The organism is Herpetosiphon llansteffanensis (genome assembly GCF_003205875.1).
GTDB lineage: Bacteria > Chloroflexota > Chloroflexia > Chloroflexales > Herpetosiphonaceae > Herpetosiphon > Herpetosiphon llansteffanensis.
This window is the reverse complement of record NZ_PUBZ01000084.1, coordinates 1-15776: the sequence shown is the minus strand read 5'-3', so window position 1 is coordinate 15776 and position 15776 is coordinate 1. Positions and strand designations below refer to the sequence as shown.

Here is a 15776-nt window from a genome sequence, read left to right as displayed (position 1 = left end):
TTAGGCCAGTAGCGCTAGCGAGTTGGCAATAGTACAGGGTATGCGTTGCTAGACTTGTGTACCTACTGTACAATACGCATCGTAGTAGCTTCGGAAGGAGACCACGCATGGCGTTTATCGGGCGTGCGTTACGCATTAACCTCGACACAGCCAGTACTTCCACGTTTGACATCCCATCGCCAATACGCGAGCTATATTTGGGTGGACGTGGGCTGACAGCGGGCTTGATGTATCATTTTGTTCCCCCCGATACAGCAGTTCGCTCTCCTGATAATCCTTTGTTACTGGCTCCTGGGGTGTTGGCTGGCACTCCGGCCTACGCTACTGGCGGCTTTGTCGCGACCACTCGTTCTCCCCTAACTGGCAATTTGATTCATAGTTGGGCGGTTGGTGATTGGGGCGCGGCGCTCAAACGGGCTGGCTTCGATGCAATTTGGGTTGTTGGTCAGGCAACTGCTTGGCTCTACGCCGTCATCGATAATGGCCAAGCAGAGCTTTACCCCGCCAATCACCTCAATGGCCTTGATACCCAACAAATTAACGATGCCCTGATGGCTGAGCATGGCGCTGATGCACGGGTTTTGACCCTTGGCCAAGCTGGCGAAAAGATGTTGCCCTATGCTGCCTTGGTTGCCGAAGGGCGCTATATGGCCGAGCCAGCTGGCACCGGCATGGTGATGGCGCTCAAACGGCTTAAGGCAATTGTGGTGCGTGGCACGCGTATGGTCAAGCCTGCTGATACCGCCACTTTCCTCTCAGCGTTTAAGCCAATTACCGAGCGGATTGGCCGCGACCCACTGGCAGCGGCGATTCGTGATTATGGTTCGAGCTACTACATTGATTTAGCGGCGCATCATGGGGCGATTACTGGGCGCAACGGCCAAGATCCCGAGCCAAGCGTCATGCCAACAACTGGCGATTATGCTGGCGAGATTTATGATCGTGGCTGCCCACGCTGCCCGCTGCCGTGCTACCACGATTTTGCCACCACCAACCAACCACGGCCCGAGCTAGAAGCAATTGTGAGTTTTGGCGCGCGCTGTGGCTTGCAAACTCCCGCCGCAATTATTGAAGCCAACCAGCGTTGTTTGCGCTATGGGCTTGATCCGAATGCAACCGCGAATGCGATTGGCTTTTTGATGGAATGTCGTCAGCGCGAATTGACTCGCCAATACGATTTGCAATGGGGCGATGAGGAAGCTATTTTAGCAGCGATTGATGCGATTGCCACCAAACAAGGCATCGGAGGCTTGCTCTCGTTGGGCGTGTACGAGATGAGCCAAGTCTTTTATGGCAGCGAGCAATTTGCCCCGTTGGCCAATAATTTGCCGCTTAGCCCGCTCGACCCACGCGCGGCTCAAGGCTGGGCTTTGCATTTGGCAACCAGCCCAATTGGCGGCGATGCCCGGGGCGCGATGCCTTGGTACGAGTGGCTTGATACGATTCCCCAATGGCTCAAAGGCAGCGACGACCATCAACCAAGCGTCGTCAATGGCAAGCCAGAGCGCTTGATTTGGCATGAACGCTTTGTGGCTGGCCTCGATAGCGCCGGAGTTTGTCGGCGTTTGGCCAGCTTGGCCTACCAAATGACCCCCAAAGAACTAGCGACGATTCTCAGTGCCGATATTGGCAAGCAGGTTTCAGCTACCGATTTGGCCAAAGTTGGCGAGCGCATTATTACGGTTGAGCGTTTGTTGGCCTTGCAATGGGGCCATCACGACGAACTCAGCGCGCGCTGGCAACAACAACCATTAACCAGCGGAATCGCCGCCAATCAAATTCCCACTCTTGACACACTGCTAACGAAATATTATGCTCTTCATGGATGGGACAGTGATGGGATTCCCACAAATGCCCGTCTCGCTGAGCTAAGTATTCCCGAACCCGATACCCGACCATGGGTGACGGAATAGGTCATACCGTATTGATGGCCAAGCGAAGCGCCGCAATCAATCAACGAGAAAATCAATGTGGCTTGCAATTATTCTGACGGTATTGCCAACGCTGCTGTACGTGACCTTTTTATGGTGGCTTGATCGCTATGAAAAAGAGCCATGGCCGCTGTTGTTAGCAGTGTTTGTCTGGGGTGCGGTGCCTGCCGTCGCCCTCGCGCTGTTGGCAGAATTGCCCAATACTGCTTCTACCTTGGGCTTTGACCGTGGGAGCCAACCGGTTTGGTATGCACCCTTGGTCGAAGAACCACTCAAAGCCTTGGCACTGTTTGGCATCTATATGTTCTTTCGCTATGAGTTCGATGGCGTGCTCGATGGCATTATTTATGGCGCATTAATTGGCTTTGGCTTTGCCATGACCGAAAATGCGATTTATTTTGCCAGCCGTGGCGGCTCGATCACTTCATTACTTTGGCTGCGTGTGGTGCTTTTTGGCTTTAACCATGCCTTCTACACCAGCATTATTGGCGTGGCTTTGGGCATGATTCGCTACGAACGCCGCCGTTGGGTGGTGATTGTGATGCAGCCACTGAGCCTTGTTTTGGCAGTTGTGTTTCACGCACTGCACAACATGACGATTAGCTATCGCTTTCCTGGCGTATTGATTGCGTGGTTGATTAGTAGTGGTGGTGTGCTGATTGTGGTGCTGGTGGCGGTTATTGCTTGGCGCAAAGAACGCTATTGGATTGATCTGGAGTTGATCGAGGAAATTCATTGTGGATTTATCGATCAAGCAACCTATCAAACGGTGCGTTCAAGCAGGCGACGGGTGCAAAGCCAATGGCATGCTTTGTTTCGCGGCGGCTGGCGAGCACTGCAACTCGTGCGTACTCGCCATCACTTGTTGACCGAATTGGCGTTTTTGAAATATCAATTGCGGATTGGCGATGTGCATTGCCGACCAGCCGATTTATACCCCTTGCGCCGCCGTATTTTAGAGGTTCACGAAGATTATTAGGCGCTAACCAAGGTTAATAAGCTAACTTCAGGCGTTGCGCCAAAGCGAATTGGCAAGCCTGCCAAACCCCGACTAACATACAACCCACGCTGGTCGATCATAAAGCGACCGTGTGGGTATTTTTCACCCCAACGCGGCACAACCAGCGGCCCCAACCATGGTGCATTGATATGGCCAGCGTGCGCATGCCCTGAAAGTTGCAAGGCAACCTTGTGTTGGGCGGCTGTGTCGGCAAAATCAGGCCCATGCGCGAGCAAGATAATCGGAGCCGCAGGTGCATGCTGCAACGCCAATTCCAAATCTGCGTCAGCCTGCCATGGGTCGGTTACTCCTGCAATGACAATCGCGTGCTCGCGCCAATGCACCACCCGATGTTGATTGAGCAGCACATCGACTCCAACCTTGTTGAGCGTGCGCGCAATCAGCTGCGGATCGTCCCAGTAATCGTGGTTGCCAAGGCAGGCATACACGCCTAACGGCACGTTGATGCCAGTTAGCATGCGCTCCAAGGTGCCAACATCACTTGGCCGATTCACAAAATCGCCAGTTAATAACAAAATATCTGGCTGCCATTGCTTGATGCTGGCTAGCGCTTGGCGTAGCACCCGCTGGCTGTAATTCGGCCCGAGGTGCAAATCGCTGAGTTGGGCAACTTTGAAGCCATTCAGGGTGCTTGGCCAATGCGGCAAGCGCAACGTATGGCGTTCGACGGCCAAGCGCCAAATGTTGGCCACGCCAAGCCCTGCTGCGGCTACACCTGTGGCCAACAAGCCGCCAAGTATTGGTTTGGCCCAGCGTGGTGGTTGATTGGTGAGCAGTGTGCTGGCGCTGCCCAAACCAAGCATGCCCAAAACCCCAGCCAGATATTGCCAGCGGCGTGAATAAACCAGATGCGAAACATTGGCAATATCTTTGCTGCCGCGTGGCACGGCCTCTAATGCCGCAAAACGATCATCAATCATCAAATAAATTTCCTTGTAGGCGTGTCGGTGGATTGGCGAGAGCTGTGGCACGCTGCTGAATATATAGCACAGCTAGCTTAATCTGCGATGAAAGCTACTACACTGCTTGGCGATCTCACCCTAGCGGTAGGACTAACCTAGGACTAATGGCCATGCGTTAATCCAATTAGTGGCATAACCTATGATATACCAACAGCAACCGCTCGAAACACCACAATCATGCCAAATTTGGAGGCGCTATGGATAGAGAACATCGTAGAGGATTATTGCAAGGTCGGCTCGTGCTAGCCCTAATCCTCGTTGTCAGTTTGCTGGGCATCGCCCAGCCTGCGCCAGCGACCCAACAAGTGTTAGTGCAGGGTGGCTCGCTCAGCCAACAAACCAGCGCAATTCAGGCAGTTGGTGGCACAATCCAACGCCAATTTAGCCGTTTTGAAACTAGTGTGGCTCATTTATCCACAACCCAAATCGAACAACTTCAAGCGCAAGGCTTGCGCGTTTTTGCCGATCAAACGGTTGAGGCCTCGGCCCAAACCACGGTTGAGCAAACACAAGTTGTAATGGCTGGCCCTAAGGGTAAAACACCACCCGCGTTGCAATACCCTTCAATCGTGACCGGTGCCGATGCATTGCAACGGCGTGGCATCGATGGCCGTGGCGTAACGGTCGCGGTAATCGATTCAGGCTTGCCTGGCATCGAACGGCCTGAGCGTTGGCAACGGATCAATAACACGACCGCCCGCTATAGCCAAGGCAGCCGTTTTTTAGTGTATAAAGATATGTTGGCAAGTAGCCAAATTACCAATAGCAGCGACCCCTATGGCCATGGAACTCACGTTTTTGCTACCTTGGCTGATAATCGCGCCTTGCCAGCGGGCTATGGCACTGCCAAGGTTGGGATTGCCCCAGGCGCAAATTATGTGGTTGTCCGTGCCTTAGATTCGCAAGGGAAAGCATCGTATAGCACAATTATTGCAGCGATTGATTGGGTAATTGAAAATGCTGACCAATACAACATTCGCGTATTAAATCTTTCGTTGCAAGCAGAGGTTGTATCGCCCTACTGGTACGACCCGATGAATCAAGCAGTGATGCATGCTTGGAACGAAGGGATTACCGTGGTTGCAGCAGCAGGCAACACCGGTTCAAATCCAGCCACAATTATGGCTCCTGCCAACGTGCCCTATATCGTCAGCGTTGGGGCAATTCGGCCTGCGATTTATAACGATAACAGCAGCGATACGATTGCAGCCTATTCATCTGCTGGGCCAACCGAAAGCCGCTTTGTTAAGCCCGATGTGGTGATTGCTGGCTCACGGGTCATTGCTCCATTACCAGCCGATAGTGTGCTTGCTAATTCTGGTGCTGCTGGCTTGGTGAGCGAACGTGCCCAACTGCAATGGGCCGATATTAAGACTTCACACCAACTCAATTATTATGCCTTGAGCGGTACATCGATGGCCGCCGCCGAGGTCAGTGGCATTGTAGCGCTCTTGTTGCAAGATGAACCAACCCTAACCAACAACCAAATCAAAGCGCGCTTGACTGGCACTGCTCAAATCGCGACCTTGGATAACGGTCAAGCAGCCTATAGCATGTGGCAACAAGGTGCTGGCAAGGTTATTCCAACCGCCGTGGTCGATGGTAGCAATACTGGCAGCGCCAATGCAGGCATGGATCTCACGACCGACTTGATTGTGAGCAGTAATCCTGACGATAGCACTAACCACTATCAAGGTACGACCGAATACGATTCAACCAGCAATACATTTAGCGATAGCACCACAGCTTATAGCTCAACCCTTGCCACGAGCTATAGCACCTGGGCTGGTAGCTATAGCACCTGGGCTGGCAGTTATCTCACGTGGGCCGGTAGTTATAGCACCTGGGCCGGTAGCTACAGCACGTGGGCTGGCAGTTATAGCACCTGGGCCGGTAGTTACAGTACTTGGGCCGGTAGTTACAGTACTTGGGCTGGCAGCTACAGCACCTGGGCTGGCAATAACGCCGATGCAGGCAGTATTAATACGAACATCAATGCAGGGAGCCTCGTTAGCGACTAAATTTCAACCATTTCGAGCGGGAAGCGTGGGAGTAGCAATACTTCCACGTTTTGGCATAGCGCAATAAGCAGCGCTGGTTTGTGATTACAAGCCAGCGCTGTTTTCTATTTAAGCATAGGTTTTTGCGGTTGAGTTGGGCTTAAACATACTCGCGGAGCATCGTTGGGGTGTTCATCTGCTCAAATAAAATTTCGGCTCGCTCCTGATGCGCCAGCGCCACCGTATAATCGCCATTCAGACGTTTGATGGTTGCGCCGATCGTCAAACCTAGCGCCAACAAATAATTATTGTTGATCGAGAGTTGCAGCAATTGATCAATTGCCTCGCTGGCTTGGCGACGTTGGCCGTTGTAGGCTTGCAAATAGATTTGCAACACTTGGCTGCGGAAGAGCGATTGCGGCTCATCAAGCTGGTTGGCCAAGCGAATTGCGCGCTTGGTCATACGGTTGGCGCAGGCGCGCCGACCCTCGACAAAGGCAATTCGCCCAAGCATTTCTGCAATAATCACCCGCTTGGGATCGTAGTGGTGAAGCTCGCAATATAATTTTTCTGCTTGCAAATAATAGCCGCGTGCTCGTTGATAATCTTGCACATAAAACGAAATCGTGCCTTGTTGAATTAGAGCTGTCGCCATGTGCAGCTTTGCGCCAATTTGGCGGGCCAAACGATAGGCCATCTGCGAGAAGCGCAAGGCATCGTTGAGCGAGCCAAGCATTAGCATACAATGCGAACGGTTGTTAATTGCCAGAATTTGGCCATTCAAATCGCCAATTGCTTGGGTTGTTTCGAGGCTTTGCTCGTAGTAATTGGCGGCTGCATGCCAATCGGCAAGTTCCATCGCAATTACCCCAAGGTTATTGAGTGCCCGACTCATGGCTGGCAAATCGCCAAGATAGCGGCTAACCGCCAAACTTTGGTTGACCAAGGCTTGCGCGCCTTTGAGATTGCCGCGCTGCCAAAAAATGCCCGCTAGCCGATTGGCTGCTAAGGCTTGCAAGCCGTGGTGGTTATTAAGCTCGCTGATAGTTAGGGCATTGTTGAGCAAACGCTCTGCTTGCTCCAAATGGCCACGATGGAAAGCAATCCAGCCTGCATCACAATCGATGCGGGCGTGATCAAGCAATGCGCCATCGGCCAAGACCAAGCGGGCTTGCTCCAAATGCTGCATCGCTTCGTCGTAGTTGCCCTGCTTTTCGTAGGTTGCTGCAAGTTGGCGCAAAATTGTGGCATGGGTTGCTTCATTGTCTGGCGCAGGCTGAATCATGCCAAGCGCTTGTTGATAGGCCAGCCGTGCTTCATCGTAGCGCCCAACAAAGCTTAAAATGTCGCCACGTCCGTGAAACAGGTTTGTGCCATGCTCTGGAATGGGTGGCTCAAGTGCGCTGAGCAATGGCAAGGCTTGATCATACAAACGCAGTGCATCATCATTGGCAAAGCGACTGGCAGCACGTTGGGCAGCCAACAGCAAATATTCCAAGGCTTTGTGGGTCAATTGCGAATGGCTAAAGTGATAAGCCAAGGCATCGATATACAACTCTGGATGCTCGTCAGCTTGCGTTTCGATCGCTTGCGCTACTTCGCCATGCAAGCTATAGCGTTGCTGTTGCAGCAGGCTGGCATAAATCGTTTCTTGTAAGAGCAAATGGCTAAATGACCAATCGTCGTGATGATTGGCGACTGGCTGCACAAACCCACGTTGTTGCAATTGCTGGAGATGCTCGCTAATCGGCTGTTCTGGCCGTAGTTGACTAAGTAATTGCTGGCTAAAGCGGCGGCCAATCACCGAGGCAATCGCCAAGCTCAGCGCTAAATCATTCGGCAAGCGATCATAGCGCGAACGCATCAACGCTTGCAATGAAAGCGGCATTGAGGGAGTTTGTAGGCTATCGCTGCTTTGGGCTTGAATATCGAGGCCAGCGTGCAAGGCATGGCGGGCTAATTCTTCCAAGTAAAAGGGCACACCATCTGCTTGGCGCACCAAATGGTCAATCATCACTGCTGAGGCTTGGGGCAGAATTTGCTTAATCAAGGCTTCGGCTGCTTCTGGGCTGAGCGAATTAAGCTCAAGCACCAAGCCACGCTGACGGGCCTGAGCCAAAATGCGATTGAAGGTTTGGCGAATTTGCGGGGTTTCGTCGTCGCGAGCGACCATATACAGCAAGAGCGATGAAGCATCGAAGGTTTCGGCAATAAACTCCAACAGTTCCAGTGACAAATCATCAGCCCATTGCACATCGTCGATCACAATCGCCATTGATTGTTGACGCGTACAAGCAACCAATAATTCGCGAATTGCCAAAAACACATGGCGTTTTAATTGCGCCGCATCAAGGTGCTGCACCCGTTCAGCCAAACTTTGATCGATAAAATCGAGCGAGAGCAAATATTCGATATAGGGCATCAAATCGAGCGGCATGTTGCCCAACTCATGAATCATCAATTGAATTTTATGATGCATGGTGGCGGCAGAATCGGCATGATCAATTTGAAATAATTGGCGAATCAAGCCCAAAAAAGCGCTATAGGGCACAATGCGCGTGGCGCTGCTACAATCGTTGACCAAGACTTTAACATCGCGGCTGTGCAAATGTTGAATAATTTCGCCAGTCAGGCGGGTTTTGCCTACGCCAGCCCTGCCAGTCAGGCCAATAACCCCGCCCATACCGTTGTGCAACAGCTCAGTCGCCCCGATCAGATTGTGTAATTCTGCATCGCGGCCAATCAAGGGCAGCGCGAAGCTTCCATCAATCACTGTTTGCGATAATTGCTTGCCTGCAAGCATCGCCGCTGAGATAGGTTGCTCAAAGCCTTTGAGTGAAACCGTATGTTGCTCGCTAAAGACAAAATTCTGTTGCAAATTTTGGGCTAAATCGCCATCAACCATAATCGTGCCAGCATCGGTCACTTGTTGTAACCGCGCCGCCAAGTTTACTGGGCCACCAATGACGGTTAAATCGCTATAACGGTCGGAGCCAAGCAAACCGGCAATCACCTCGCCGCTGGCCAAGCCAACCCGAATTTGAAATTGAACGCCAGCGTGGGCAATCGTTTCGTTGTAGGCCGCCAATTCTTCGAACATCGCCAAGGCTGCGTAGGCTGCTTGGGCGGCGTGCGCTTCGAGTGCCACGGGCATGCCAAAAACCGCCATCAAGCCATCACCGGTAAATTTATCGATGGTGCCTTCAAAGCGGCGCACCGTTTCGCCTAACCGACGCAAGCACGGGTCGAGCAAACTATACATATGCTCAGCGCCCAGGCGATTGGTCAGGTTGGTGTAGTTACACACATCGGCAAATAAAATTGTTACTACGCGGCGGGTTGTGGCGGCAGGAATATATTCGATTAAGGCAGTAGCACAGGTGCCGCAAAAGCGAAAACCTGGTGGATTGGCCGCGCCACAACTAAAACAGTGCAGCGGCAAAGGGCTGGCACAATTGCCGCAAAAACGCGCACTTGGCGGATTTTCGGCAAAGTTGCAGGTTGAGCAGCACGTAGTTGTTTGAACTGTCATAAACCGCTTGGTGCTCCATGCGAAACGATAAGATAGCCTATAGCAAAAAATCGGCCAGCAGAAAAAAGAACATCGAGCAAAGAGCATAGAACATAGGATGAAGTCAGAAGTCAAAAGTCAAAAGTCAGAAAAGGGATCAGGCTCTAGGCTATTGGCTATCGGAACATTGTTCGGGCAATTCGTGGATCAGAAATTTAACGCAGCGGTGCAGAGGAACCATGGCTATTGGCTGTTGGCTATGGGAACACAAGAACCTAATCATAATAATCTGTGCCAATCTGTGGCTAAAACATGCTCATTCGTGCAATTCGTGGCATTTGTGCCAAAAAAGCTGGGGTCAGGGGCTGGGGATCGGGGATCGGAACCGCGAATATCGCGAAGGAAGCTTAATTGATAGAGGATAACGGCTGTAGGTGAATAGCGATGGGAATGGAATGGGTTGGTAGTGCACAGATACCAATCCCCGATCCCTAGCCCCCGATCCCTACTTCCAAACCAGCAAATGTTAAGCAATATGCTATAGTTACTGGCGATCAACGGCGATCGTGCGACAACAACTTTACCAATGGACAAGGAACTAAGGCTATGGCGAATCCATTTCTTGAACAACTAGGGCAACGAGCCTTGCTTTGTGATGGCGCGATGGGCACTCAATTGTATAATCGCGGCAATGATTTTGACGAGTGCTTCGATGCCTTGAATCTGACCCAGCCAGATGTCGTGCGTGAAATTCATCAGAGCTATATTGAGGCTGGGGCCGATATTATTGAAACCAATACTTATGGCGCAAATCGCTTTAAATTAGAGCCGTTTGGCCTTGCTGATAAAGTCCGCCAAATTAATCATCGCGGTATGAAATTGGCCCGCGAAGCCCGCGAAATTGCTGGTACCAACACCTTGATTGCTGGCGCAGTTGGCCCGCTAGGCGTGTTATTACAACCCTACGGCCCCTTAACCGAACAAGCAGCCCACGAAGCGTTTGCCGAACAAATTGGCACGTTGTTGGAGCAAGGCGCTGATCTGTTGATGTTTGAGACATTTAGCGATTTGCGCGAGATGGTGATTGCGGTCAAGGCGGCCAAGCAGGTTGGCGATTTGCCTATCGTGGCCCAAATGACCTTTGCCGAAGATGGTCGCACGGTGCTTGGCAACACCCCTGAAGAAGTTGTGCGCAAACTTGGCGAGCTAGGCGTGGCTGTGGTTGGGGTCAATTGTTCGGTTGGCCCGCAACGGGTGTTTCGGGTTGTGCAAAGCATGCGCGCCGTCAACGCCACGATTCCAATTTCGGCCCAACCAAACGCTGGCTGGCCAACCGAGCGCCATAACCGCGTATTTTATCCTTCGTCGCCAGAATATATGGCCGATTACGCGCGGCGCATGGTCGAAGAATTAAATGTGCAGATTGTTGGGGGCTGTTGTGGTACTACGCCGCAGCATATTAACAGCATGCATGCTGCCTTACAGGATCTGAATCCAGCCAGCACGCTCAATATTACAATTGTTGATGATGAAGCGCCAAGTGTGCAATTGCCTAGCAAAAGCGCCGAAACCACCCAACTTGGCCGCATGTTGGCCGATGGCGCGTTTGTTACCAGCGTTGAAATCGACCCACCCAAAGGTCATAATCCACGGCGCTGCCTCGAAGGCGCACGCCAAATGCAGGCTGCAGGCGTGAATTTTATTAATGTTGCTGATAGCCCGATGGCGCGCGTGCGTATGAGTGCTTTGCCAATGTGCAACTTGATTCAGCAACAAGTGGGCATGGAAACAATTCTGCACTTTACGACTCGCGATCGCTCATTGATGGGCTTGCAAAGCGATTTGCTTGGCGCTCATGCCTTGGGTGTACGCAACATCTTGGCCTTGAAAGGCGATCCACCATCGTTCGGCGCGTATCCTGGCACCTCAGGCGTGTTCGATGTCGATACGATTGGCTTGGTCAAGGTGATTGCTGGCATGAACAGCGGCGTTGATACCGCTGGTAACGATATTGGCACGCCAACCAACTTCTTAATTGGCGTAGCACTCAATATCAACGCCGAAGACCCAGATTGGGAAATTGATCGCTTGCATCAAAAAGTGGCTGCTGGCGCGCACTACGCCATGACCCAAATCTCCTACGATGCAGCAGAACTTGATCGCTTTCTCGATAAACTTGGCCCGCTGCCGATTCCAATTCTGCTGGGTTTGATGCCAGTTCAGAGCTATCGCCATGCCTCATTTTTACATAACGAAGTGCCAGGCATTACGCTGCCCAACGAGGTACTGGAGCGTATGAAGCACGCTGGCTCGAATGGGCGGGCGATTGGGGTCCAAGTTTCGCAAGAAATTCTGACCGCTGCCTACGATCGCATCCAAGGGGTATATATCATGCCATCGTTTGGGCGCTACGAAATGGCAGCTGAAGTGCTCGAAGTCCTCAAAGCAACCAACGCCTAGGTTTATCCGTAATGCATGGCGAATTCTAGTTTTGTGGAGATCGCCATGCATTGCCCACGTTGTCACCAAACTGTTGCTCTGCATATCAATCAATGCCCCAACTGCCAACAAACACTTAAGCCGCTGCTATTCAGCCAAAAACTCCCTTTATCCTCGCCGCAACGCCACTCTTTGCTGAATAAAATCTTGCTGCCAAGCGCTGGCTTATTGCTGGTTGTGGTGCTGCTTGCAAGTTTGAGTTTGGCAATTAAGCCTGTGCCATTGTGGACTTGGCTTGGCGTTGCCCTAATGCTGGCGATCACTGGTATATATGTGCTTAAACTTATCCGCGATCTGGTAAGTGGTTCTGTGACGGTTCACATTGCTCAATTGGAGTTGCTGCGGGAATATAGCGATCGCTCGGGCAAGCACTATTATGGCGATTTTGGCACACTCGGCAAACTTCAATTGAGCAAAGAGCACTTTGATTTGGCGATTGAAGGCAATTATTACAGCGTGACCTATAGCCCAAAAAGTAAAACTGTGTGGGGATTAGCGCCGCTTAGCCGTGAACGTGCTTGATTTACGTTTGCTGCTTGCAGGAAATCAATCCAGCCACTGCTGCGTCTTAGCTCGCGAATGTTGGTTTTGTGGAGATCGCCATGCACTGTCCACGTTGTCGTCAAAACGTTGACCTCACCATCAATCAATGTCCTAAATGTAAACGGAAGCTCAAACCGCTGGTGTTGAGCCAACAAATCCCGTTATCCAAGCAGCAACGTCAAGCCTTACGCAGCGAGATTGTTGTGCTTAGCATTGCGCTTGGGTTTCTGGTTTGTATCGCCACAATCCTCTATTTTGCGCTCAAGGGTGTATCTGGTTTGATTTGGCCAATTTTTGGCCTAATGCTTGCGGTTGTCGGCTTCTATTGGCTTAGCCGAGTGCGCGATCTGCTTGGTGGCAATGCCCACGTGCAGATTGATCAGTTGCTCGAACTGCGCTATGTGCGTACCAGGCGCAAAACCCATTTATACGGCGATTTTAAGCTTATCGGCAGCCAACACCTAAAAATGGAGCATAGCGATGTTGCCCGCGAAGGCAATTATTATGTTGTCACCTATAGCCCGCGCAACAACCATGTGTGGGAGTTAGCCAAGCTGCAGCGCGAAGTTGCCTAGCGCACGGTGCTCTCGCGTACAATCAACTGGGTTGGCAGGGTTGTGATCACGGCTGGCATATGCTCAGCGCTGGGATTGATTAATTGCAATAATGTTTGCACCGCCAAGCGGCCTAATTCGCGCAATGGTTGGCGAATTGTGGTCAGGGCTGGCGAGAAGTAGGCCGATTCGGCTAAATCATCAAAGCCCACGATTGCCAAATCTTCGGGCACGCGCAGGCCATGTTTGCTGGCGTAATGCAAGGCTCCCAAGGCCATTTGATCGTTGCAAGCAAACACTGCATCAATCTCGGGATAGCGATTGAACAATTCGCTACAGGCTTGCTCGCCGCTAGCCGCCGACCAATTGCCGATACCAATCTGTTGTTGATTTGGCGTGATGCCTGCCGCCAGCAAGCCATCGTACCAGCCGCTGCGGCGTTGGCGGGTTTCGAGCCATTCGATTGGCCCACAGATAATGCCGATTTCGCGCTTGCCGATGCTCAGTAAATGCTCGACCGCTTGGCGCGCGCCACCATAATTATCAATCCCAATCGTGGTAAAACGCTCGTTGGGTTGGCTTTTGACAAAGACAATTGGTGGGCAGGTTGCTGGCAATTGGGCTTGTACAATCTCAACATTTTCGTTCAGTTCCGCCGCCGCAAAGATAATGCCATCGACATGGCGAGCCATCAGCGCCTCGATAATTGGCACAATATTGGTCACATCAAAACGCGGCAATTCCTTGAGCAACAAGGCATAATTCGAGGCTTCGCTTTCCTCGGCAATGCCATTCAACGTCAGCGACACGCCCATATATTGCAAGCCTGCGGTAATGACTCCCAAGGTGAAGCTTTGTTGTTGTACCAAGCTGCGCGCCAAAGCACTTGGCTGGTAGCCCATATCAGCGATGGCTTTTTCGACCGCCTCACGAGTTTGCGGCGAAACATCAGGCCGATTGTTGAGCACCCGCGAAACGGTTTGGGTCGAAACATTACACAATTTTGCAATATCTTTGATCGTGACTTTTTGTTGACGTTGAATGGTCATGGCGAACTCCCAATAGCACGCTGCATTTCAGATCGCTGGGATGCAAGCTGCTAGTATAGCCGATCTTGCTCCTGCGTTGCTTCGGCCACGCTGCAACGCTGCTAAAAGGCCATTCTGTGCCATTGTTGCGCAGCGTTGCGGCGTTGGTTGCTGAGCGTTGGTTTACAAACCTTTGGCCAAGTGATAGTAGAGATCGTTCCAGCGCAGCTCTTGCTTAAATTGGCTGACGTTGGTGTTGCGATCGATTTGTAAGTATTCCATGCCAGCAATTTCAGCAAAATCAGCAAGATGTTCGCTGGTCAGATCAAAGCTAAAGCCGGTGTGATGTGCGCCACCAGCGTAGATCCAAGCAGCTGCCGCGGTTTTGAGATCTGGCTGAGGAAGCCACAAGGCGCGGGCAACTGGCAAGTTTGGCAATGGCTCGTCGGTTTCAACAGCATCAACCACGCTATTGATCAAGCGCAAGCGATTGCCCATTTCAACGATTGAGGCGTTGACTGCTGGCCCAGTTTTGGCATCGAACACCATGCGCACTGGGTCGGCCTTGCCACCAATGCCCAAGGGATGCACCTCGAGCCGTGGTTTGGTTGCGGCGATTGATGGGCAGATTTCGAGCATGTGCGCGCCGAGCACCTTCATGCCGTTGCTGCCAAAGTGATAGGTGTAATCTTCCATAAACGAGGTGCCGCCGCTGAGTCCAGCGCTCATCACTTTCATCGCCCGAACTAGGGCAGCAGTTTTCCAATCGCCCTCTCCAGCAAAGCCATAGCCACGATCCATCAGGCGTTGCGGGCCTAAACCTGGCAATTGCACCAATCCATGCAAATCCTCAAACGTGGTGGTAAAGCCTTTGAAATTGCCATGCTCAAGGAAATAGCGCAAGCCAAGCTCGATGCGGGCAGCTTCACGTAAGGCTTGATGCTGTTCGCCGCCAGCTTGCAAGCCTGCTGCTAATTCGTAGTGTTCGGTATATTCTTGCAAGGTGGTATCGATGTCTGCATCGCTGATTTCGTTGACAAAGCGCACCAGATCGCCAACACCATAGCCGCTGACGCTATAGCCAAGCCGCATTTGGGCATTAACTTTATCGCCTTCGGTTACGGCAACTTCGCGCATGTTGTCGCCAAAACGAGCGAAGCGTGCGCCTTGGGCATCGTGCCAAGCAGCAGCGGCCCGCGTCCAAGCTGCGATTCGATCGTGCACTTCGCTATCTTGCCAATGGCCAACAATCACTTTGCGTTCCAAGCGCATGCGGCTGACAATAAAGCCAAATTCGCGGTCGCCGTGGGCTGCTTGGTTGAGGTTCATAAAATCCATATCGATTTGCGACCATGGAATTTCGCTATTAAATTGGGTGTGCAGGTGGGCCAGTGGTTTTTGCAAACTGCGCAGGCCTGCAATCCACATTTTGGCTGGCGAGAAGGTATGCATCCAAGCGACCAAGCCAATACAGTTTTTGGCGGCATTGGCTTCAAGCACCAAATTGTAAATTTCGTCGGGTGTTTTGAGCACAGGCTTGAACACCACGCGCACCGGAATTGCACTACTTTGATCAAGCCCTGCGGCAATAATTTGCGAGTGTTTGGCAACTTGCTCTAACGTTTCGGGGCCATATAGATGTTGGCTGCCAGTAATAAACCACACTTCATATTGCTGTCTCTTATACACCTCTGACGCTGCCGACGAAGCTAGAAGTGTACATCCCG

The 15776-nt window shown here is 51.9% G+C and carries 10 protein-coding genes; 6 read left to right on the top strand and 4 right to left on the bottom strand.

Going from position 1 to position 15776, the window contains the following annotated elements; all coding sequences use genetic code 11:
* Positions 1-107: 107 nt before the first annotated feature.
* Both C5S61_RS09050 and C5S61_RS09045 read left to right on the top strand, forming a co-directional pair.
* Positions 108-1913, top strand: a complete 1806-nt coding sequence (locus tag C5S61_RS09050; protein WP_110514737.1) for an aldehyde ferredoxin oxidoreductase family protein — start codon at positions 108-110, stop codon at positions 1911-1913.
* Between the two features lie 55 nt (positions 1914-1968).
* Positions 1969-2910 carry a PrsW family intramembrane metalloprotease gene (locus tag C5S61_RS09045; protein ID WP_110514736.1) on the top strand — a complete coding sequence of 314 codons (942 nt, stop codon included), beginning with the start codon at positions 1969-1971 and terminating at the stop codon, positions 2908-2910.
* Here C5S61_RS09045 and C5S61_RS09040 read toward each other — a convergent pair.
* Positions 2907-3872, bottom strand: coding sequence for a metallophosphoesterase (locus tag C5S61_RS09040; RefSeq protein WP_110514735.1), 966 nt, complete (start codon positions 3870-3872; stop codon positions 2907-2909). The genes C5S61_RS09045 and C5S61_RS09040 overlap by 4 nt on opposite strands.
* A 239-nt stretch (positions 3873-4111) precedes the next feature.
* On the opposite strand from C5S61_RS09040, the gene C5S61_RS09035 reads away from it, so the two are divergent.
* Positions 4112-5935, top strand: a complete 1824-nt coding sequence (locus C5S61_RS09035; protein ID WP_110514734.1) for a S8 family peptidase — start codon at positions 4112-4114, stop codon at positions 5933-5935.
* Positions 5936-6074: 139 nt separating this feature from the next.
* On the opposite strand, the gene C5S61_RS09030 is transcribed toward C5S61_RS09035, so the two are convergent.
* A complete protein-coding gene (locus C5S61_RS09030; protein WP_164689303.1) occupies positions 6075-9446 on the bottom strand; it encodes an ATP-binding protein in 3372 nt (1123 codons plus the stop codon).
* Positions 9447-10031: 585 nt separating this feature from the next.
* Between C5S61_RS09030 and C5S61_RS09025 the strand changes: the two genes are divergently transcribed.
* The 3 genes from C5S61_RS09025 to C5S61_RS09015 all read left to right on the top strand — a co-directional run bounded on the left by C5S61_RS09025 (position 10032) and on the right by C5S61_RS09015 (position 13042).
* Entirely contained in the window at positions 10032-11885 is a 1854-nt protein-coding gene (locus C5S61_RS09025) for a bifunctional homocysteine S-methyltransferase/methylenetetrahydrofolate reductase (RefSeq protein ID WP_110514732.1), read from the top strand.
* 45 nt (positions 11886-11930) lie between these two features.
* Complete coding sequence (locus tag C5S61_RS09020; RefSeq protein ID WP_110514731.1) at positions 11931-12446, top strand: TFIIB-type zinc ribbon-containing protein; 516 nt, start codon at positions 11931-11933, stop codon at positions 12444-12446.
* An 80-nt stretch (positions 12447-12526) separates the two neighbouring features.
* Entirely contained in the window at positions 12527-13042 is a 516-nt protein-coding gene (locus tag C5S61_RS09015; protein WP_110514730.1) for a hypothetical protein, read from the top strand.
* Here C5S61_RS09015 and C5S61_RS09010 read toward each other — a convergent pair.
* Entirely contained in the window at positions 13039-14070 is a 1032-nt protein-coding gene (locus C5S61_RS09010; RefSeq protein WP_110514729.1) for a LacI family DNA-binding transcriptional regulator, read from the bottom strand. The genes C5S61_RS09015 and C5S61_RS09010 overlap by 4 nt on opposite strands.
* A gap of 162 nt (positions 14071-14232) precedes the next feature.
* Complete coding sequence (araA, locus tag C5S61_RS27750) at positions 14233-15738, bottom strand: L-arabinose isomerase (RefSeq protein WP_110514728.1); 1506 nt, start codon at positions 15736-15738, stop codon at positions 14233-14235.
* Between the last annotated feature and the right edge of the window lie 38 nt (positions 15739-15776).

Bases quoted from the DNA above. Each gene is read 5' to 3' on its own strand.
- C5S61_RS09050 (WP_110514737.1), top strand. From the start codon at position 108: ATGGCGTTTATCGGGCGTGCGTTACGCATTAACCTCGACACAGCCAGT.
- C5S61_RS09045 (WP_110514736.1), top strand. From the start codon at position 1,969: ATGTGGCTTGCAATTATTCTGACGGTATTGCCAACGCTGCTGTACGTG.
- C5S61_RS09040 (WP_110514735.1), bottom strand. From the start codon at position 3,872: ATGATTGATGATCGTTTTGCGGCATTAGAGGCCGTGCCACGCGGCAGC.
- C5S61_RS09035 (WP_110514734.1), top strand. From the start codon at position 4,112: ATGGATAGAGAACATCGTAGAGGATTATTGCAAGGTCGGCTCGTGCTA.
- C5S61_RS09030 (WP_164689303.1), bottom strand. From the start codon at position 9,446: ATGACAGTTCAAACAACTACGTGCTGCTCAACCTGCAACTTTGCCGAA.
- C5S61_RS09025 (WP_110514732.1), top strand. From the start codon at position 10,032: ATGGCGAATCCATTTCTTGAACAACTAGGGCAACGAGCCTTGCTTTGT.
- C5S61_RS09020 (WP_110514731.1), top strand. From the start codon at position 11,931: ATGCATTGCCCACGTTGTCACCAAACTGTTGCTCTGCATATCAATCAA.
- C5S61_RS09015 (WP_110514730.1), top strand. From the start codon at position 12,527: ATGCACTGTCCACGTTGTCGTCAAAACGTTGACCTCACCATCAATCAA.
- C5S61_RS09010 (WP_110514729.1), bottom strand. From the start codon at position 14,070: ATGACCATTCAACGTCAACAAAAAGTCACGATCAAAGATATTGCAAAA.